Origin of the sequence: Erwinia piriflorinigrans CFBP 5888 (genome assembly GCF_001050515.1) — a bacterium.
In the GTDB taxonomy this organism is placed as follows: domain Bacteria; phylum Pseudomonadota; class Gammaproteobacteria; order Enterobacterales; family Enterobacteriaceae; genus Erwinia; species Erwinia piriflorinigrans.
Genome location: NZ_CAHS01000002.1, coordinates 58,215 through 77,780, shown reverse-complemented (window position 1 = coordinate 77,780; position 19,566 = coordinate 58,215). Strand labels below are relative to the sequence as shown.

Sequence of the window (19,566 nt, the reverse complement as noted above, 5' to 3'; positions counted from 1 at the left end):
TGCGGCAGATTACAAAAAAAAGTACCCGCTGGTTAAAACGGCTATCCTGTGATGACATCGTCACGTTCTGAAGCGGTTAATTGTTGCGCAGGCTCTCGAATTATCGCTCATGTGTTGACCGTCTGGCTGGTGACACAAATGCATTTGCTGTCGCACTTACCAGACTGGAATTGTTACCACCAGAAATAGAAAACCACGGTAAGACGGCTGGTAAGCGGCTGTTCATCGTGGAATAATCCGTAACTATGAGGGAAAAAGTAACGGTGTTACATTCATGGACCCCGCGTTATCCACAGACGAAAGCGCTGTCACTACGCGTAAGCTTGTCCACACTGGCCGCCAGTGCATTCTGCACGGGCGCACTGCTATTCTCTTTTTCTGTACAGGCCGTCGAAGACAGCAAATCACAGCTGCAAAGCATTCAGCAGGATATCGCGGCGAAAGAGAAAAGTGTACAGCGGCAAAAACAGCAACGCAGCGAACTGCTTGACCAGTTGCAAAGCCAGGAAAAAATCATCGCGCAGGCCAGCCGTCAGTTACGCGAGACCCAGAACATCCTCACCGCGCTTAATAAAGACATTGCCAGCCTGACCGCATCGATTAATCAACTTCAGCAGCAGCAAAAGCAGCAGGAAACCAGTCTTGGTGCGCAGCTAGATGCCGCATTCCGTCAGGGCCAACACAACGGTTTACAGCTGATCCTGAGCGGTGAAGCGAGCCAGCGTAGCGAACGCATACTGGCTTACTTCGGCTACCTGAACGATGCGCGGCAACAAGCCATTGAGGCGCTGAAGCAGACACGCAGCGACCTGGCGCAGCAGAAAACCAGCCTGGTCGATAAACAGGCGCAACAAAAATCCCTGCTCACACAGCAGCAGGAACAGAATCTGAAAATGGATGGAGCTCGTCAGGCGCGTAAGAAAACCCTGACAACCCTTGAGTCCTCTTTGGAAAAAGATCAGGCGCAGCTGGTTGAACTGCAACACAACGAAACGCGTCTGCGCGATAAGCTTGCCAAAGCTGAACGTGAGGCTAAGGCTCGGGCAGAGCAAGAAGCACGTGAAGCCGAAATCGTGCGCAAGCGTGAGGTGCAGGCCAAAAGTAAAGGGTCGACTTATAAACCCACCGAGAGCGAACGTGCGCTGATCTCACGTACCGGCGGTCTTGGGCGGCCAGCGGGTCAGGCGCTTTGGCCCGTTCGCGGTAACATTGAGCATCGCTTCGGTGAACAGTTACAGGGAGAACTGCGCTGGAAAGGGCTGGTGATTGGCGCACCGGAAGGCACCGAAGTTAAAGCGATCGCCGATGGTCGTGTGCTGATGGCCGACTGGCTACAAGGTTACGGCCTGGTGGTGGTGGTTGAGCACGGCAAAGGCGATATGAGCCTGTATGGCTACAACCAGAGCGCGCTGGTCAGCGTAGGGACGCAGGTGCACGCCGGGCAGCCCATTGCCCTGGTCGGCACCAGCGGTGGCCGTGGCACGCCGTCACTCTATTTTGAAATCCGCCGCCAGGGGCAGGCCGTCAATCCACTACCGTGGTTAGGAAGATAAGTGTTGATCCCACAACTGCAAAAACTCGGCCAGGCGCTGATTGCCCTCGCCATCACCAGCCCGGCTTGGGCGGGTAACCTTTCGATTGTCATTGATGATTTCGGCTATCGCCCAGCGCAGGAGCAGCAGGTATTACAGATGCCTGCCGCCGTTTCAGTCGCCGTGCTGCCCAACGCGCCGCACGCGCGCGAAATGGCCACCAAAGCCCACCAGAGCGGTCATGAGGTGCTGATCCATCTGCCGATGGCACCACTGAGCAAACAGCCACTGGAAAAAGACACTCTGCGCCCGGATATGTCTGCTGAAGAGATCGCACGAATTATACGTGAAGCCGCTGCCGCTGTGCCCTATGCCGTTGGCCTGAATAACCACATGGGTAGCGCGATGACCTCCAGCCTGCCGGGTATGCAGAAAGTGATGCAGGTGCTCAGTCACTATAACTTTTACTTCCTTGATAGTATGACTATCGGCAACAGTCAGGCGACCCGCGCAGCTGCAGGTACGGGCGTGAAGGTGGTAAAACGTCGGGTGTTCCTTGACGACAGTCAGAATGAAGCGGATATCCGCGTACAGTTTACGCGTGCGGTGCGCCTCGCCCAGCGCGACGGCTCGGCCATTGCGATAGGCCATCCTCACCCGTCCACGGTCAGGGTACTCCAGCAGATGCTGCCAACCTTACCCGCAGATATTACCCTGGTGCGCCCAAGCCAGTTGCTCAATGAAGCACAGCGCGTTAACCCGGCCCCTTTACCTTCAGACGGCAAGGCACGGCCGCTAAAACCGCGTAATCCATTCCGTGGCGGTTCAGTATGCCATGTCAAAGTGGTTCCGGTTCCGGCAACGCGGGCGCTGGAGGTTATCTCCGATAGCATTAAGAGCAATCAGATGGTGCAAGAGATATCCAGAAAACTTTCGGTGAAATTCCATTTTTAAACCGGGCCTGTTTCCACAACGCGTTCGCTGGCACGGATAAGGCGTGTTTTCCGCCACAGCGATTGGGCAGGTTACAGACTCCAACCACTGTCGACGCCGCGTGGAAATGTTATGATATGAACCATTCGCGTGTGGAGCGTCCTGTTTCACCCCACTGTTTAGGGTTATAGCTCATGATTATCGTTACCGGCGGTGCTGGATTAATTGGCAGTAATATTATTAAAGCGCTCAACGACAAGGGTCGCCCCGATATTCTGGTGGTCGACAACCTGAAAGATGGCACTAAGTTCGCTAACCTCGCGGACCTGAATATTGCCGACTACATGGATAAAGAAGACTTCCTGATTGCGATTCTGGCAGATGAAGACTTTGGCGATGTTGAAGCCGTTTTCCATGAAGGCGCATGCTCTTCCACCACAGAGTGGGATGGCAAATACATGATGGATAATAACTATCAGTACTCAAAAGAGTTATTGCACTGGTGTCTGGAACATCAGGTTCCCTTCCTGTACGCCTCCTCTGCGGCTACCTACGGTGGCCGTAATGCCGACTTCATCGAAGAACGCCAGTACGAGCAGCCGCTGAATGTCTACGGTTACTCCAAAATGCTGTTTGACCACTACGTGCGTGAGATTTTGCCGGAAGCACAGTCGCAGGTCTGTGGTTTCCGCTATTTCAATGTCTACGGGCCGCGTGAAGGGCACAAAGGCAGCATGGCGAGCGTGGCATTCCATCTCAATACCCAGCTGAAGAATGGCGAAAACCCGAAGCTGTTCGCAGGCAGCGACGGCTTTAAACGCGACTTCATCTATGTGGAAGATGTCGCCTCGGTGAATCTGTGGTTCTGGGAAAATGCCGTATCCGGCATCTTCAACTGCGGCACGGGCCGCGCCGAATCCTTCCAGGAAGTCGCCGATGCCGCGCTGAAGTATCATCAGAGCAGTGACATTGAGTACATTCCCTTCCCGGAAAAACTGAAAGGCCGCTATCAGGCATTTACCCTCGCCGATCTGACCAAACTGCGTGCGGCAGGCTACGATAAACCCTTCAAGACCGTTGCGGAAGGTGTCGCGGACTATATGGCGTGGCTCAACCGTAACGCGTAAGAGGCGGTTCGCAGATGAAAATTCTGGTTATCGGCCCTTCCTGGGTCGGCGATATGATGATGTCACAAAGTCTCTATCGCACCCTGAAAGCCGAAAATCCTGAAGCGGTGATTGACGTGATGGCACCCGCCTGGTGCCGTCCACTACTGTCACGCATGCCGGAAGTCAACGAGGCATTGCCGATGCCGCTGGGTCATGGTGCGCTTCAGATCGCTGAACGTCATCGCCTGGGCAAAGCGCTGCGCGCGACAGGTTATGACCGTGCCATCGTGTTGCCCGGCTCATTTAAGTCTGCTCTGGTGCCTTTTTTTGCCGCCATTCCACGCCGCACCGGCTGGCGTGGCGAGATGCGCTACGGTCTGTTGAATGACCTGCGCGTATTGGATAAAACCGCCTTTCCACTGATGGTGCAGCGCTATGTGGCGTTGGGGTATGACAAAGCCAATATCCGCAGCGCGAACGATCTGCCGCTGCCGCTGCTGCGGCCTGAGCTTAGGGTACTGGACGCAGAAAAACAGACCATCCTCAGCACCTTTGAGCTGGACAATCAGCGCCCGATCATCGGTTTCTGTCCCGGAGCGGAATTTGGCCCGGCTAAACGCTGGCCGCACTATCACTACGCTGCGCTAGCGCAACGTCTTATCGGGCAGGGTTATCAAATCCTGCTGTTCGGCTCTGCCAAAGACCATGAGACCGGCCAGCAGATCCTGGCAGGCCTGCCGGAAGACGCACAGCAACACTGCCGCAATCTTGCCGGTGAAACCCAGCTTGAACAGGCCGTGATCCTGCTTGCCTGCTGTCACGCTATCGTCAGCAATGACTCCGGGCTGATGCATATCGCCGCTGCGCTGGATCGCCCGCTGATTGCACTCTATGGCCCAAGCAGCCCGGACTTCACTCCGCCGCTGTCTGAAAAAGCACGGGTTATCCGTTTAATTACCGGCTACCACAAGCTGCGCAAAGGGGATGCTGATGAGGGCTATCACCAGAGCCTGATCGATATTACGCCAGAACGGGTCATGGCCGAGCTGGATATGCTTCATCCCAATTCAGGAGTTTGAATGCGGGTTCTGATGATCAAAACCTCCTCGATGGGGGACGTACTTCACTCACTGCCTGCACTCACCGATGCGATGCGGGCCATTCCCGAGATCCGTTTTGACTGGGTGGTGGAAGAAGGCTTTGCCCAGATCCCTTCCTGGCATCCTGCGGTAGACCGCGTGCTGCCGGTAGCGATACGCCGCTGGCGCAAACACTGGTTTGGCAGCCAGGTGCGTGAAGAGCGTGTGGATTTTAAACGTGAGCTTCAGGCGCGTGAATATGACGCCATCATTGACGCCCAGGGCCTGATTAAGAGCGCGGCGCTGGTCACTCGCCTGGCAAAAGGCATAAAACATGGTGCTGATAGCCGTAGCGCCCGGGAACCTTTTGCCAGCTGGTGGTACGACAAACGCTATGAAATCAGCAAACAGCAACATGCGGTTCAGCGTACCCGGGAGCTTGTTGCCAAAAGCCTGAACTATCCGCTGCCTGCCACAATGGGTGACTATGCCATCGCCCAGCATTTTACGCAGACGTTGCCCGATTCAGCCAACCCGTATCTGGTGTTTCTGCATGCCACCACTCGCGATAACAAGCATTGGCCGGAAAGCCACTGGCGCGAGTTAATCGCTTCAATGCAGCCTGCGGGTTTGCAAATCAAACTGCCGTGGGGGGCCGGACATGAATATCAGCGCGCGCTGCGGCTGGCAGAAGGCTTTGACTTCGTTGATGTTCTGCCAAAACTGACGCTGGAGCAGGTGGCTGGTACGCTAGCCGGTGCGCGCGCCGTGGTATCGGTTGATACCGGGCTGAGCCACCTTGCTGCCGCCCTCGACCGCCCTAATATTACTCTGTACGGCCCAACCGATCCGGGGCTGATTGGTGGCTATGGTAAAAATCAACAGGCGCTGATCTCACCCGATAAAAATATGGCGACACTCACCGCTGAAATAGTTCAGGCAGCGCTGCAACAGGTTATCGCATGAAAAAACTCCATATTATCAATTTGGCAAAAATGGGTGGTGTCGAGCGCCTGTTCCTGCAATACATCAATGAAACCACTGATGGCAGCAATGCGGTAATCTGTGTCAGTCACGATATTGGTGAAGAAATTAAGCGCCAGATGCCGCAACAAAAAGTGACCTTTGCGACGCGATTATTCAATACGTTACCGCTACGCTGCCCGCAATTTTTACGTAAGTTTCTGCTGCAATGGAAAATATTCAAAGCCACTGCCGATGTCATCATTGTCTGGGACCTGATCCCCGGACTGGCTGCCAAGCCTAAACGCGGCAAGCTCCTCTATTACGATCACGGTTGTTCATGGCGCTATGCCGACAACGCAAAAACCCGTCGCTTTTTTGCCATGCTGGACGGCGTCATTTCAGCGTCACATGCCTCAAAAAGAGTCATGGAATTACGCTTCAACCTACCCTGCCCTAACCCGGTGGTGCTCAACCGGATTAAAACCCCGGACAGCATAAGCCAGCAACCGAAAGCACCACATATCCCCCTGCGACTGGGTTCGGCATCGCGTTTAGTCAGCCTGAAAGGGATTAGCGTGTCGCTACTGACACTCGATGAATTAATCCGACGGGGTCATGACGTTGTCATGGAGATTGCCGGAAAGGGCCCGGACAAGGAGGCCTTTGAAACTTTGGTGCAGAAGTTACAGTTGAGCGATCGCGTCACCTTTACGGGATTTCAGCATAACGTGTCAGATTTCTTTAACCGCACGGATATTTACATGAGCACCCCTGTTACGGAGCCTTTCGGTCTGTCTTGTATGGAAGCCCTGTATTACGGCGTCCCGGTTATTTTCCCGCTGGTTGATGGTCAGCCAGAAGCGGTAATCGATGGCGTGTGCGGGTTGGGGATCTCGCCAAAGGTGTCGGTAACAGAACACCACACACTTTCAGGGCTTCACGTTGATTTCCCCTATGACGTATACGATCCGGTGAATGACGCGATGGTTTCACCGAAACTGCTATCCCATATTGAATGTGCTGATGCCGTAGAGAAATTGATGGTGGCAGAGACATATCGTCAATTCAGCCTTAATGCACAGAATTACTCTATACAATCATTAAACTTTGATATGTTTAAGAAAGAGTTTGATAAAACACTCAACCTTTTTACCGGACAGTCATTTTAGGATCGCCGTTATTATGTTGACAAAAAGAAGTCCGCATCCCGTTTTTAGCTATCTGATTTATACATGTTGTGCGATTGCTTTTGCTACCGTTCCTTTTGGTCTGAAATTCGGCACGGATATATTTTATGTTGCAAGTTATCTTTCATTTATCGCGATCGTTTTAAACATAAGATATTACACACGAGATAAACTCAAGTTTATTGTCTCATTGTTATTTCTTGCGTTCGGTTTAGGAACGATATTCTGGCTTGTTGCTGTTAAACAACAAGGGCCTTATATCAATGTTTATCGCGCTTACATGTCAACAGCACGCCTGATTATCGCCATGTCGGTGATTAGCCTGGTCGCGCTGAACGAGCGTATTGCCATGCAAAAAATAACGCTCGTCGTCAGTATCGCCGTTGGGCTGCTGGTTAACACCTACGCACTCTATCAGGGGCTATGGCTGCTTCAGTCCAGAATAGAATTAAATTTTGACCGCACAACGATTGTTGCTTATCTGTTGACGGCCATTAGTCTGGTGATGATGCAGTCGATTATGATGCTTAAAATCCGCTTTCGCCTGTTTTTTTATATCGCCGCATTTATTCTCACCTGTTCATCCATTATTCTCACCGGTACTCGTGCTGCGATGATCGCTTATCCAGCGCTTATTTTGCTCACCGTCATTGTGACAAAAAACATTATTCCGATACGTCATAAATTTGCCATTATTCTGTTAGTTCCTGTCCTTCTCGCTTCAACAGGTCTGCTATTTAAAGATATGGTGATGAGCAGGATCAATGATTTTGAACAAAACGTCGCAGCAGTCAATGATACTCAGTCAGAAAACTCGGTGTTCTCACGCGTATGGATGCAGATTGTCGCGATACGCACAGGCAATGAGGCTCCATTTGGTCAGTCTGCTGAGCAACGCGCCAGTGAAGCATTAGAGATCATTAAAAACGACCCACAACTTTATAACGCCCAACGTTATCTGACCGTACATATGCACAATGAAATCCTGGAAACCTGGTCATTAAAAGGCGCCTGGGGGGTTATGCTGCTATTAGCATTTTATGGCAGCCTGATGCTGCTCTCTTTCAGGCAGCCGCGTAATTCGATGCTGTTTGGGGTGACTGTGGCGTTGGTTGTCTATGGATTGAGTGACGTTATTTTCTTCAGTACAGAGGCAACGGCAACATTCTTATTAGCCATTATTGCCAGCTTCCTTTCCGCGAAAAAACCGCATACCGCGACGGGGCAGCCAACATGTTAGCCCCCAGTCCGCTGCTCAGCATCATTGTGCCTTTTTTTAATAATGAGGCGTTTGTTATCCCCTGCCTTGAGTCTCTGTTCAGCCAAATCGACAAGGATATTGAAGTTATCCTGATCAACGATGGCTCGACAGATAACTCTGCTCATCGGGTTTCGCAATATATTGCCCGCTATCCTGACGTCCAGGTTCACTACATTTCACAACAGAATTCCGGTATTGCCCGTACACGCAATGTCGGTATACAACAGGCCAGCGGGCGCTATATCACTTTTCTTGATGCGGACGACATATTAAGCCCTCACTATGTTGAAATACTCAAACCCGTTTTACTTTCAGGTCAGTATGACCTTCTTGATTTTGATTATCAGCGCTTTACTCACGCTCTGCCTGAAATCCATCAAGAAGAAGCGGTTCGCATCAATGAATATGACGTTAAAAAAAAGGGCGTAAGCTGCCTCGAACCTCTTTTTACCCGGTCGATGTGGCACCTCTGGAACCGGGTATATCAGCGCGAACTGTTAGATGGGGAGCGTTTTGAACCCGGGCGGCGCTACGAGGATGTTATCTTCACGCCGTTCATTTATTTTAAGAGTGAAAGAATCGCTCATCTCGATCATACGCTCTATTTCTATCGCGATAACTCTCAGGGGATTACCAGGAATGTAAAACCTGAAGATATTGAAGATATGCTTTTTGCGATAAACAAAATGGTGCGCTTCGCTGAAGATAAAACGGAAAATAGCGCACTAAAAAACCTCGCGGCGTGGATGATCGTTAACTGTTTTGGTGAAGTAAAGAGTCTCACTAAAGCCGTATATGGTTACTACCATTATAGTAAACATACCATTGCCTCTTTGCAGCAGGCTGCGCGCCTTTGCGCCGGCACCTCGGTACCGGCAAAAAAGATCTGGCAAATGCGCCACCCTCAGGTGGATATGTTGTTTTCCAAAATCCGCCTGACAGGCAAAAAATAGTGCCAGGCGCCGTCAGGATGTTCTGAGATCCAGTCCTGCAAGCCTCACGGCTTCGTCGTACACGCGTTGAGGCTGAATAACACCTACCGGGCTTTCTGCTTCCAGTGCCATGGTAAATCCACTGCGGGAAGCATGAATAATACAGTGAAGCTCATTGTCCTGGATCGGCCCGGTAGTGCGCGGGTCGGCGGTGACAAACAGGCTGATGGTTTTGACTTTCAACGCCACGGCAAGGTGTAACGGCCCCGTGTCACCGGTTACCAACACATCAAAACCGTCAATAAGCGTAATAAGCTGCTGTAAGCCGGTTTTGCCAATACGATCGTCGACACGGGTACGAGTTTCGTCATCCACCTGGGCCATAAATTGCCGGGCTTTACTTTCATCCCCCCCGCCACCAATCAGCACTATCTGCACATGACCATGCCGTGCAACCAGCTGCTCCGCGAGTTTGACGTAGTGTGAGACGGGCCAGCAGCGGGATTCCGTTGAAGCGCCCAGCTGAAAACCAATCGTTGTTTTCAGAGGGTCTCTGATACCCGCCTGATAAGGCGCGGGAATAAACATGGTGGGATCGTCACTACGGCATCCCAGAATGGAAATTAACTCGAGCTTACGACGGATGAAATGGCCGTAGTAATGGAAAATATAGTTAGTCAGCCACTGTTCAAGCCCGCTGATCCCCGAACTGTAATTATCCCTTATCACGTATTTGGCCCCAGCCATCACCGCGCTGATCACGTCATAAGGCAGGTGTGAATGTAGGATAACCGCTAAATCAGGCTGATGCTCACGCAAAGACTTCAGCAAGGGTGAGAGGGTCTTTATTTTACTGTTCCAGTAAACGATACGGTTATAATCTGTCCCCCCTTCGACCAACTCACGGTTTTTTTCGTGCACCACCAGCGTTATATGTGCATCAGGGTATCTTTGACGTATTGCACGTATCGCTGGCGTATTGAACATGAAGTCGCCAAGCGCGGTGGTTGAATAGATAACAATATTATCGAACGGGAGAGCTGCGTCGAAGTTTTCCTTGTTTTCCAGGCGTCCGTGCTTGACGGTATATTTTTTCAGAAACCAATTAGTGAGATTGATCTTCCATTTCTTCGACATGTTAATTCACTTTCTTCTGATAATATTCTGACAATGTCATACCTACTGTTCGCACATGCAGCCAGGCGAATAGCTGCTCCAGATCCTGATACAGCACGTCGATATCGTCTTTGGTCTTAAATGTCGGGCTGCCGCCAGGCATAAATTCGGAGGAGTGCAGCATAAACTCGACGTAATCGCTGCCGTCTGCCAGCGTCTTCTCCGCAACCTGGATCATCTGTGCTGCATTCCCGCCCATCGGACGTAACCAGTGCACTGAAGGGCTACGCCGTTTACCGCGCAGGCGGTCGTAGACCGATTTCACCTGATTCATGAACGGTGAATGCTTGTATTGAATGCTCATCGGCACTTCGAGCAGCGCAGAGTTCCCCGCCTTCGAAATATCCTGTGGATCGATAAAGTAGGCACTGTCGGGAAAATGCTGATAATTCGTGCCGCCGTTGCCTTGAGGGTCTCCGGGAGAAAACTGCCAGTTCACTCGCGGGGTAACAGAACAATCCACCTGATATCCCTGATCAATCAGTAACTGCGCATAAAAGGCATTAAACGCCCAGCGCCCGGCACGATGGCTGCGCATTTTCACCTGTAGGGTATCTTCCAGCAGGCGAGTCATATAGATGACCTTTTCCCTGATGTTATCCTCTGGGTATTCAATCAGATAAGGCTTATGCCGCCAGTCATCACCCGTGAGGTCATACAGCGGTGGGCTGTTCCAGGCATGCAGGTGCATACCAATCTCACCGCTGTTACGAGCGATAACATCCCGCGCGAACTCAACGTACGCCGGGTCAACGGCCATCTCGTAGTTGGTTAGCCAGGTGGGTTTAAACGCATATTTCTCGCACAGTTGCTGAAATCGTGGCAAAAAACGGGTATTTTCCGTCATGATCCGATCATGATTTTGCCAAAGGTTATCGCCTTCGGTATCGATGGTGATGATAAACGCGGGCTTACCCATTTTCCGTCCTGAAAGATGCCTTAGATGCGGGTTATGTTACGTAGCGAACGCCGATTGCGCAAAATTATTCTGCCATCCGTTAAGGCTGCCGATGCGGCGCTAGCCACGTCCCGGTGACTGCTTTAGAATCAGGGGCCGGTTTACTGAACAGCGATATAGCATGAAACATTCGGACCTGCCGCTTTCTCCCCACCAGCCTGAACGCATTCTGGTGATCAAATTCCGCCACCACGGCGATATGCTACTCACCACCCCGGTGATCCGCTCGTTGAAAGCGGCCTGGCCTGAAGCCAAAATCGATGTCCTGCTGTATGAAGAAACCCGGGCCATGCTCGCCTGTCACCCGGATATTCACCAGATTTATGCTATCGACCGGACATGGAAGAAAAAAGGCGTGCGCTTCCAGCTCGGCCAGGAGTGGCGGCTGCTAAAAACCCTGAGGCAACAAGGTTATGACCTGGTGGTTAACCTGGCAGACCAGTGGCGAAGTGCCATCATCACGCGCTTTACCGCCGCTCCGCTTCGGCTGGGCTTCAATTTTCCTAAACGCCAGGGCGCGCTCTGGCAGCGTTGCCATACGCATCTGGTGGCCACCGAGCAACATCAGAATATGCATACCGTCGAGCAAAATCTCTCGCTGCTTCTCCCGCTGGATCTCGCCGCTATCGACAGCACGGTGGGAATGCACTATTCGCAGGCAGATTACCAGGCCGTTCGCCAGCGGCTCAACGGCACAGAGAAATACATTGTGGTACAGCCAACCTCGCGCTGGTTTTTTAAATGCTGGAGCGAAGAGAAATTCGCCGCCGTGTTACGGTCTCTGCATGATGATGGACATACTATCGTGCTGACCTCCGGCCCCGCTGGCAAAGAGCTGGATATGGTGAAAAACATCATCAGCCTTCTCCCGTCTGACGAGAATGTCATTTCGCTGGCAGGCCAGCTGACGCTGAACCAGCTGGCCGCGCTGATTGACCAAGCCCGGCTGTTTATCGGCGTGGATTCGGTGCCGATGCATATGGCCGCCGCGCTAAAAACACCCTGTCTGGCGCTGTTTGGCCCGTCAAAACTGACGTTCTGGAGCCCGTGGCAGGTTAACGGTGAGGTGATTTGGGCTGGTGATTTCGCGCCGCTGCCAGACCCGGACAATGTCGATACCAAAACCGAGGAGCGCTATCTTGATGCTATCCCGGTGGAAACCGTACTGAATGCAGCCAGGAGGTTATTAGCATGAGGCCCATTCGACTGGCGATCGTCCGGCAGAAATACCGCCCTGACGGCGGCGCTGAGCGCTTCATCGCCCGCGCCCTGGAAGCCCTGGACCAGCAGGCGCTGGACCTGAATGTGATTACCCGTCAGTGGCAAGGCGAACGTCAGGCCAACTGGCATCTTCACCTGTGCGACCCGATAAAATGGGGACGCATCAGCCGCGAGAGCGGCTTTGCCCGTGCTGCGCGCGCGCTTTGGCAGCGAGAAAATTTCGACATTGTTCAGAGCCACGAGCGTATTGCCGGTTGCGATATCTACCGTGCCGGAGACGGCGTCCACCAGCGCTGGCTGGAACAGCGTTGCCGTCTGCTTCCTGCGTGGCGTCAAAAACTGCTGCTAACTAACCGCTACCATCGCTATGTGATGGAGGCAGAGCGGGCGATGTATCAGGCTCCTGAACTGAAAGCGGTGATCTGCAATGCGCAGATGGTCAGGCAGGAAATCATTGCGCGGTTCGGCGTCGCCAGCGACAAAGTTCACGTCATCTATAACGCGATTAATACCAGCCAGTTTGTGCCGGTGGATGAGCAGCAGCGTAGTCAGATAAGAAAGCAGCTCTCCCTGCCGCCCGCTGCCAGCCTGCTCATCTATGTCGGTTCTGGTTTTGAACGTAAAGGGCTGGCAGCGGCGATCCGTGCGCTGGCAGGCACTAATCGCTACCTGCTGGTAGTGGGTAAAGACAAGGCGGAACGGCAGTATCGGGCGTTGGCCAGTGAACTCGGCTGCGCCGATCGGGTGATATTTGCCGGCATGCAGGCAGATACGCGTGCATGGTATCAGGCAGCAGACGGGCTGCTGCTGCCAACGCTGTATGACCCCTTCCCGAATGTGATCCTTGAGGCGATGGCCTGCGGCCTGCCGGTCATTACCTCTGACACCTGTGGCGGGAGCGAGTTTATTCGTCCCGGCGAAAACGGCTACATCTGCGATGCGCTGGATATCGCCGCCCTGCGTGATGCCATTATGGCGCTACCCGAACAGGCCAGCGGCAGTCAAATGGCCGTCCATGCCCGCGAGCAGGTGATGGGATCAACCCCCCAGCGCTTATCTCAACAGCTGATTTCTCTTTATCAACAGATTCTGGATTAACCCATGCGTATCTTGATGATTATCGACGGACTACCCGGCGGTGGAGCCGAGAAAGTGGTGCTGACACTGTGTGAAGGCATGCAGCGAATGGGGCATCAGGTAAGCCTGTTTTCACTGCGTGATGTCTGCAATTATCCCCTCCCTGAAGGTGTGGACTATCAGGTAGTGGAAAGTCATAGCCGCTTGCCCTGGCGCAAACTCACCGAGCTGTCGCGCCGCGCTGGCGCACTAGATCGTGCCGTGGCGCAAAGCGAAAAACAGGGTGGTGAATACGATCTTATTTTCTCCCACCTGCACAAAACTGACCGCATTGTCGCTCGCACTAAACGCCTGTCGGCGAAGAAGGTATGGTTCTGCATCCACGGAATTCTCTCCACGTCCTACCTCGGACATCGACGCGGCCTCGACCGCTGGCTGAAGCAACGTAAGATTGCCCGGGTTTATCAGGGAAGAAATATTGTCGCGGTTTCTCAAGCCGTGGCGGATGACTTAACGTGCAATCTGCCCATCGTGCCGGGTCGACTGGCGGTCATTAATAATCCTTTTGATATTGATCACATCCTCTCTCAAGCGGCTGAATCTTTTGCCCTGGAAGGTGAACCCTGGCTGATCCACGTTGGCCGTTTCCACCCGCACAAACGTCACGACCGTCTGCTACAGGCTTATGCCGAATCCGGCATTCTGGCCAAATTGGTGCTGGTGGGAACCGGGGATAAACAGCAGATCGATACAGTAAAAAAGCAGGCAGAACAGCTGGGTATTGCTGAACGGGTTATCTTCGCCGGGTTCCAAAGCAACCCTTATCCCCTGATCAAACATGCAGCAATGCTGATCCTCAGTTCGGACAGCGAAGGTTTCGGTAACGTGCTGGTTGAAGCTTTACTCTGCGGAACACCGATCGTCAGTACGCGCTGCCCCGGTGGGCCGGAAGAGATACTGCAACGAGCCGGGATGGGCAATGCACTGGCGGAGTTAGACAGCTCTTCGCTGGCGGAAAAGATGGCAGAAATCTATCATTCCCCGCCTCAAATCGACAGGCAACAGCTGATGAGCTACGATTTGCAGCCCATCTGCCAGCAATATTTAACCCTGAAAGGCTAAAGGCGATTCAGACTGTGCCAAACCTCGTCCACGCTGACGTCTACACAGTCTCCCGACGGCGTTTGCAAGATCTCATGCTGACCGGACCACGGACGCCAGACTTTCCGGTCAGTATCACCAAACAGCACCACCTGCTTTTTGTTCACTGCGGCGGCCAGATGCATTTGCCCGCCGTCACTGCACAACACCCGCTCACAGCATTCATAAGCAGCCACCAGTTCGCGTATCGACGAGGTGGGATAGAGCGATATGCGTGAACTAAGGCATGCGGCATGGAGTTGTTCAGCCCGGTGCAGATCGCCAATATCATCCGGAGCCAGCGTACCTTGGGGTGACCAGAATATCAGCACGCTGCCGTGGCTATTTTCCTGCAAATAGCGCCGGATGATTTCGGCGTAGCGTTCCAGCGGCCAACGACGTTTTGCACTACGGCTACTGATATGTACCGCAAGCCCCGGACGTTCGCCGGGATGCAGGCTATCGATTCGGCTGATAGCCTGCTGCCGCTCCCAGTCGGTCAGCCAGATACGCACTTCGGGTATGGGGGTCTGCTTGTCAGAAATGGCAGAAAGATAGCTGAATGTGAGTTCTACCTGATGCTCACCGCGAAAATCAGCGCGACGAAACGGCACGCTAATCGCCCGGTCCCCGGTATCTGCGCCGATAATGTGCTTCGCACCCGCCATTTTTGCCAGGCGTACACTGTATTTACAGGGTTGTGGATTAGCCAGAATCGCCGCATCAAAACGAATACGTCGTAACTTCAGAAACATCTTGAGGCGCTCGATGTGAACGCCCAACTTCGCCAGTTTACCCGCAGCGTGTTTTGCCTTGCGGTAGATAAAGGTCTGTTCAATATGTGGATTATTTTTCACCACATCCTGGGACACACTATTGATTAACAGATAGATGTTAGCATCAGGAAAAGCGGTTTTTGCGCCTTCGATCAACGGCGTGGTGCAAACCAGATCGCCAATATTGTCACGCCGTATAATCAAAATATTCTTCATTGCTGTTCTGGTCTCAATACTTTCTCGCCAGCAGTGTCCGGCAGATTAACTTGGAGCTCATTCTTAATAAGAGATCCAAATGCGTTTAAAAAGCGCCATGAGCGCCTTACGAAGAGGGTCAATGTCTTTATGCCAGATCTTGAGACAGCACAAATAACTAAACTGCACACGAAAAGCAAAAAAACTTTTTGACCAACGCGGTTGCCCGCCAGCCACGCTTAATGCTCGTCCACAGGGAATACCGTCACGGTAAAGAAGACGAGTCAGACTCTATAAGATGAAGTAGTGTGAGCCGGGGTCACTTATCTGCTAACATGCCATATTGTTTTTCGGCTTTCTGGACGCAAGTCTTTGCCCACCTGAAATCACTGTGATGACGACCATTTATACCGCCTTGCTGTATCTCCTTCAGCCTTTTATCTGGCTTCGCCTTTGGCTACGCGGCCGCAAGGCCCCTGCCTACCGTAAACGTTGGGCTGAACGTTATGGCTTCTGCGCAGGCAAAGTCAAACCGGACGGTATTCTGCTGCATTCAGTTTCGGTCGGCGAAACGCTGGCCGCCATCCCCCTGGTGCGGGCATTGCGTCATCGCTACCCCGATCTCCCCATTGTGGTCACGACCATGACGCCAACCGGCTCAGAGCGTGCCAGTTCGGCGTTTGGTAAAGATGTCCATCATGTTTACCTGCCTTACGACTTGCCCGGTGCCATGAACCGCTTCTTTGACACGGTTCGCCCACGGCTGGTGATCATTATGGAAACCGAGCTTTGGCCCAATATGATTACTCTGTTACATGCGCGCAAAATCCCACTGGTGATTGCCAATGCCCGCCTGTCCGAGCGTTCTGCCAGGGGTTATCAGAAAATTGGTAAATCGATGAAGCGTCTGCTGCAACGCATTACGCTGATCGCCGCACAGAACGAAGAAGACGGTGAACGTTTTATTGGTTTGGGGGTTAAACGCGTTCAGCTGGCGGTGACCGGCAGCCTCAAATTTGATATTTCGGTCACGCCGGAACTGGCGGCTCGCGCCGTGACGCTGCGTCGCCAGTGGGCACCGCACCGCCCGGTATGGATCGCTACCAGCACTCACGAGGGGGAAGAGAGCATTATTCTGGACGCGCACCGCAAACTGCTTGAGCGCTTCCCTAATCTGCTGCTGATTCTGGTGCCCCGCCACCCGGAACGTTTCGAAACGGCCCGTATATTGACGCAAAAGAATGGATTAAGTTACATCCTGCGTAGCAGCGGCGAGATCCCTTCCACCAGTACCCAGGTGGTGATTGGCGATACGATGGGTGAGCTGATGTTACTGTATGGCATTGCCGACCTGGCCTTTGTCGGAGGAAGTCTGGTGGAGCGTGGCGGGCACAACCCATTAGAGCCTGCTGCCCACGCCATTCCGGTGTTAATGGGCCCGCACACCTTTAATTTCAAAGATATTTGTGCCCGGCTGCAACAGGCTGACGGCCTGATCACCGTCACCGATGCCGATTCACTGAATAAAGAGATTGATACGCTGTTAACCGATGAAGACTACCGTCTTTATTATGGTCGACACGCGGTAGATGTACTGCATCAGAACCAGGGCGCACTGGGACGCCTGCTGCTGTTACTTGAACCTCACCTGCCACAGCGGAATCATTAAATGAGCACACGTCAGAAGCTGTCGGTAGTGATGATTACCAAAGATGCGGCAGACATACTGCCGGAGTGTCTGGAGTCAGTCAGCTGGGCGGATGAGATTATTGTACTCGATTCCGGCAGCAGCGACGCCACCCCGAACATTGCCGCCCGTCATGGGGCAAAGGTTTATCACTCCAGCGAATGGCATGGCTATGGCAAGCAGCGCCAGCTCGCACAGAGCTACGCCAGCCACCCGATGATTTTGATGATCGATAGCGATGAGCGCGTCACTCCGGGTTTAAAACAGTCTATTGAGAAGGTGCTGCAACAGCCGCCGGCAGAAGTGGTGTACAGTTTTTCGCGCAGCAATCTGTTCCTCGGACGGTTTATGCGCCACAGCGGCTGGTATCCGGACCGCGTCATCCGGCTTTATCCACGGCATTTCCGCTACAACGATAGCCTGGTTCATGAATCGCTGGAAACAGCGCGGGCAAAAACCGAGCGACTACACGGTGACCTGCTGCATCTAACCTGTAGAGATTTTTCCGCCTTCCAGTGGAAACAGTTTGCCTATGCCGAGGCATGGGCAAAACAGCGCCATCAGCAGGGAAAACGTTGCGGTATCGCGGCCATTTTCGGCCATACCGCTGGGGCATTTATCAAGACGCTGGTACTGCGTGCTGGCTTTCTTGATGGCAAACAGGGCTGGCTGTTGGCGGTAGTTAACGCCCAATATACCTTTAATAAATACACGGCCCTGTGGGCTCTCAATCATGCATCAAGGAGCGGCAGACTATGAGCACCAAAGCCATCTATCCCGGCACCTTTGATCCGATGACCAACGGACATCTCGACATCGTGACACGCGCTGCGCGGATGTTCGATCGCCTCGTGCTGGCAATTGCAGCCAGCCCCAGCAAAAAACCGATGTTCTCACTTGATGAGCGAGTCGCGCTGGCAAGTGAAGTCGTTGCGCATTTGCCGAATGTTGAAGTCGTGGGGTTCAGTGAGTTGCTGGCTAACTTCGCCAAAGCACAGCAGGCAAACGTCCTGGTGCGCGGCCTGCGGGCGGTATCTGATTTTGAATATGAAATGCAGCTGGCACAGATGAACCGCCACCTGCTGCCCACGCTGGAAAGCGTGTTCCTGATGCCTTCAGAACAGTATTCCTTTGTTTCTTCTTCCCTGATGAAAGAAGTCGCGCGCCACGGTGGCGATGTAGAGGCTTTCCTGCCGACTCCTGTTTACCAGGCACTCAAAGCCAGGCTCTGAATCCCGGACTATTTCTGGCAGTGACGGCAGAAAAAGGTGCTGCGCTGCGCGTGCTTGCTGCTCTCTATCGGCATCGCACAGACACGGCAAGGCTCACCTGCACGGCCGTATACCTGCAACTCTTGGGCAAAATAACCCGGCTTGCCGTCACTTTGTAAAAAGTCACGCAGCGTGGTACCGCCCTGCTCAATCGAGCGCATCAATACGGCTTTAATGGTACTGACCAGCAGCCCGACTTCTTCCTCGCTGAGCGCCATCGCCGGACGATCGGGCGAGATACCAGCGACAAAAAGCGATTCGCTGGCATAGATGTTGCCTACGCCCACCACGACTTTGTTATCCATTAACCAGGGTTTGACAGCCGTGCGCTTACCTCGAGATTTTTCAAACAAATACGCTGCGGAGAAGCTATCGTCCAGCGGCTCCGGCCCCAAATGAGACAATACCGAACTGGCATCAAGGTCAGGGCACCATAGCCAGGCACCAAAACGACGCGGATCGGTATAGCGCAGCACTTTGCCATGACTCATCACCAGATCGACATGGTCATGTTTCGCCGCAGGCATATCTTCAGGCAGGACACGCAGACTACCCGACATTCCCAGATGAATGATAATCCATCCGGTGGGAAGCTCCAGCAGCAGATATTTAGCCCGGCGCTGAACGCTGAGCACCGGCTGGTCACTTAGCGCATGGATTTCTGGAGAAACCGGCCAGCGCAGGCGCTCGTTACGCACCACCGCGTGGAGAATAGTGGCTCCAACAAGGTGCGGTTCAATCCCGCGTCGACTGGTTTCGACCTCTGGTAACTCTGGCATTTACTCGCCTCCGTTGCTGTATCGTCACGCCTGATTGGCTAATATCACTATACCGCAAACAAAAAAACCCGGCCGAAGCCGGGTTTTTTCATCCACTGAGGTTAATTACTTAATCTTAGCTTCTTTATAGATCACGTGCTGGCGGACAACAGGATCGAATTTCTTCAGTTCCAGTTTTTCCGGCTTAGTACGTTTGTTCTTCGTGGTGGTATAGAAGTGACCTGTACCAGCAGAAGAAACCAGCTTGATCTTCTCACGAATACCTTTAGCCATGTTTCAGTTCCTTA

General features: G+C 52.9%; 19 protein-coding genes. 14 read left to right on the top strand and 5 right to left on the bottom strand.

The features are described from left to right. Positions 1-245: 245 nt before the first annotated feature. The 8 genes from envC (at position 246) to EPIR_RS00445 (ending at position 9,020) form a co-directional block, all read left to right on the top strand. Positions 246-1,553, top strand: a complete 1,308-nt coding sequence (envC, locus tag EPIR_RS00480) for a murein hydrolase activator EnvC (RefSeq protein WP_048696584.1) — start codon at positions 246-248, stop codon at positions 1,551-1,553. 6 nt (positions 1,554-1,559) lie between these two features. After that, complete coding sequence (locus EPIR_RS00475) at positions 1,560-2,486, top strand: divergent polysaccharide deacetylase family protein (protein ID WP_048696610.1); 927 nt, start codon at positions 1,560-1,562, stop codon at positions 2,484-2,486. Positions 2,487-2,659: 173 nt separating this feature from the next. Further along, complete coding sequence (gene rfaD / locus EPIR_RS00470; RefSeq protein WP_023653326.1) at positions 2,660-3,592, top strand: ADP-glyceromanno-heptose 6-epimerase; 933 nt, start codon at positions 2,660-2,662, stop codon at positions 3,590-3,592. 14 nt (positions 3,593-3,606) lie between these two features. Further along, positions 3,607-4,653, top strand: a complete 1,047-nt coding sequence (rfaF, locus tag EPIR_RS00465) for an ADP-heptose--LPS heptosyltransferase RfaF (RefSeq protein WP_023653325.1) — start codon at positions 3,607-3,609, stop codon at positions 4,651-4,653. Continuing rightward, a complete protein-coding gene (rfaC, locus tag EPIR_RS00460; protein WP_023653324.1) occupies positions 4,654-5,619 on the top strand; it encodes a lipopolysaccharide heptosyltransferase RfaC in 966 nt (321 codons plus the stop codon). After that, positions 5,616-6,788: a glycosyltransferase gene (locus tag EPIR_RS00455; RefSeq protein WP_023653323.1), complete on the top strand. Its 1,173-nt coding sequence runs from the start codon at positions 5,616-5,618 to the stop codon at positions 6,786-6,788. Before rfaC ends, EPIR_RS00455 begins: the two co-directional genes overlap by 4 nt. A gap of 13 nt (positions 6,789-6,801) precedes the next feature. Beyond that, positions 6,802-8,046, top strand: coding sequence for an O-antigen ligase family protein (locus tag EPIR_RS00450; protein ID WP_023653322.1), 1,245 nt, complete (start codon positions 6,802-6,804; stop codon positions 8,044-8,046). Further along, positions 8,040-9,020 (top strand): glycosyltransferase, encoded by a 981-nt coding sequence (locus tag EPIR_RS00445; RefSeq protein WP_023653321.1) that lies wholly within the window; start codon positions 8,040-8,042, stop codon positions 9,018-9,020. The genes EPIR_RS00450 and EPIR_RS00445 overlap by 7 nt, the downstream gene beginning before the upstream one ends. 12 nt (positions 9,021-9,032) lie before the next feature. Here the strand turns inward: EPIR_RS00445 and EPIR_RS00440 are convergent, their stop codons facing one another. Both EPIR_RS00440 and EPIR_RS00435 read right to left on the bottom strand, forming a co-directional pair. Further along, entirely contained in the window at positions 9,033-10,136 is a 1,104-nt protein-coding gene (locus tag EPIR_RS00440; RefSeq protein WP_023653320.1) for a glycosyltransferase family 9 protein, read from the bottom strand. 1 nt (position 10,137) lies between these two features. Then, positions 10,138-11,094, bottom strand: a complete 957-nt coding sequence (locus tag EPIR_RS00435; protein ID WP_023653319.1) for a polysaccharide deacetylase family protein — start codon at positions 11,092-11,094, stop codon at positions 10,138-10,140. Between the two features lie 160 nt (positions 11,095-11,254). On the opposite strand from EPIR_RS00435, the gene rfaQ reads away from it, so the two are divergent. The 3 genes from rfaQ to EPIR_RS00420 are packed head-to-tail and all read left to right on the top strand — an operon-like array spanning position 11,255 to position 14,553. Then, the gene (rfaQ, locus tag EPIR_RS00430; protein WP_023653318.1) at positions 11,255-12,328 is read left to right on the top strand and encodes a putative lipopolysaccharide heptosyltransferase III; all 1,074 of its coding nucleotides are present in this window, start codon (positions 11,255-11,257) and stop codon (positions 12,326-12,328) included. Beyond that, on the top strand, positions 12,325-13,452 hold the full coding sequence (locus EPIR_RS00425; RefSeq protein ID WP_023653317.1) for a glycosyltransferase family 4 protein: 1,128 nt from the start codon (positions 12,325-12,327) through the stop codon (positions 13,450-13,452). Before rfaQ ends, EPIR_RS00425 begins: the two co-directional genes overlap by 4 nt. A gap of 3 nt (positions 13,453-13,455) precedes the next feature. Beyond that, on the top strand, positions 13,456-14,553 hold the full coding sequence (locus tag EPIR_RS00420; protein ID WP_023653316.1) for a glycosyltransferase: 1,098 nt from the start codon (positions 13,456-13,458) through the stop codon (positions 14,551-14,553). Here EPIR_RS00420 and EPIR_RS00415 read toward each other — a convergent pair. After that, positions 14,550-15,563 carry a glycosyltransferase family 9 protein gene (locus EPIR_RS00415; RefSeq protein ID WP_023653315.1) on the bottom strand — a complete coding sequence of 338 codons (1,014 nt, stop codon included), beginning with the start codon at positions 15,561-15,563 and terminating at the stop codon, positions 14,550-14,552. The two genes, EPIR_RS00420 and EPIR_RS00415, sit on opposite strands and share 4 nt — an antisense overlap. A 373-nt stretch (positions 15,564-15,936) precedes the next feature. Here EPIR_RS00415 and waaA point away from each other — a divergent pair, with 373 nt between their 5' ends. The 3 genes from waaA to coaD are packed head-to-tail and all read left to right on the top strand — an operon-like array spanning position 15,937 to position 18,461. Continuing rightward, on the top strand, positions 15,937-17,211 hold the full coding sequence (gene waaA / locus EPIR_RS00410; protein ID WP_023653314.1) for a lipid IV(A) 3-deoxy-D-manno-octulosonic acid transferase: 1,275 nt from the start codon (positions 15,937-15,939) through the stop codon (positions 17,209-17,211). Next, complete coding sequence (locus EPIR_RS00405) at positions 17,212-17,988, top strand: glycosyltransferase family 2 protein (RefSeq protein WP_023653313.1); 777 nt, start codon at positions 17,212-17,214, stop codon at positions 17,986-17,988. Next, positions 17,985-18,461, top strand: a complete 477-nt coding sequence (coaD, locus tag EPIR_RS00400) for a pantetheine-phosphate adenylyltransferase (protein WP_023653312.1) — start codon at positions 17,985-17,987, stop codon at positions 18,459-18,461. The genes EPIR_RS00405 and coaD overlap by 4 nt, the downstream gene beginning before the upstream one ends. Before the next feature lie 8 nt (positions 18,462-18,469). Here the strand turns inward: coaD and mutM are convergent, their stop codons facing one another. Next, positions 18,470-19,279, bottom strand: a complete 810-nt coding sequence (gene mutM / locus EPIR_RS00395) for a bifunctional DNA-formamidopyrimidine glycosylase/DNA-(apurinic or apyrimidinic site) lyase (RefSeq protein WP_023653311.1) — start codon at positions 19,277-19,279, stop codon at positions 18,470-18,472. Positions 19,280-19,384: 105 nt separating this feature from the next. Continuing rightward, the gene (rpmG, locus tag EPIR_RS00390) at positions 19,385-19,552 is read right to left on the bottom strand and encodes a 50S ribosomal protein L33 (RefSeq protein WP_001051798.1); all 168 of its coding nucleotides are present in this window, start codon (positions 19,550-19,552) and stop codon (positions 19,385-19,387) included. Positions 19,553-19,566 lie beyond the last annotated feature (14 nt).